The sequence below is a fragment of the Micromonospora gifhornensis genome (assembly GCF_016863515.1).
Lineage (GTDB): Bacteria > Actinomycetota > Actinomycetes > Mycobacteriales > Micromonosporaceae > Micromonospora > Micromonospora gifhornensis.
In genome coordinates this window covers 1-710 of record NZ_BOPA01000110.1, presented here as the reverse complement: position 1 = coordinate 710, position 710 = coordinate 1, and the positions used below count along the sequence as shown (strand labels likewise).

General features: G+C 67.5%; 1 protein-coding gene. It reads left to right on the top strand.

Annotated elements, in window-relative coordinates; genetic code table 11:
• Window positions 1–130 precede the first annotated feature (130 nt).
• Window positions 131–685, top strand: a complete 555-nt coding sequence (locus tag Vgi01_RS30345) for an IS1096 element passenger TnpR family protein (protein ID WP_308441833.1) — start codon at window positions 131–133, stop codon at window positions 683–685.
• Window positions 686–710: the final 25 nt, after the last annotated feature.

Genomic DNA, 710 nt, shown 5'->3' with positions numbered 1-710 from the left:
GGTGTCGGCGTACGACTTCGGGTGCCCAGATAGGTACGGCTGAACGTACCCAACCACTGACCCTGCCTGGGGCCGGTGTCGGTGACGTTGCGTAGCCTTCCAGGCGGAGAGGGCCGTTCTCGATGGAAGGGTGAGCGTGGCGCGTACCTGGCTGTCCATACGGGTTGAGCTGGTCTCGGGTCGTGGCATCGACCTGTGGCCTCGACCCGGCAGGGTCTTCGCCGCGAGCCGGTCACACACCTTCGCCCAATTGGCTGACGCGATCGACCTGGCGTTTGCCCGCTGGGACCTGGCCCACATGCACATGTTCACGCTGGCCGACCAGACCCAGGTCACGCCGCTCAAACTGTGGGATGGCGAGGCACCCGAGGGCAGCACGGACAGCGACCGGACCAAACTGAGTCGGCTGGGCCGCGGCGACCAGTTCGCGTACCTGTTCGACTTCGGTGACGACTGGGCGCACCTGTGCACAGTCGCCGAGTCCCGAATCGACCCGCTCGAGACGCTCGGCGGTCTGCCTGCCGAGCCGATGCCGTACTTCGGCTGGGGTGACCTGCCCGACCAATATGGCCGGCGCTGGGACGGCGACGACGGCGAGTCGCAGCCACCGAAACCTCCCCGCCGACCGCTTGCCGACCTTCCGCCGCTACTGCCGTGGTGGGGACCCCGCCAACGCGGACAGTAACGGCCTGGAGGATCTCGGACGATCA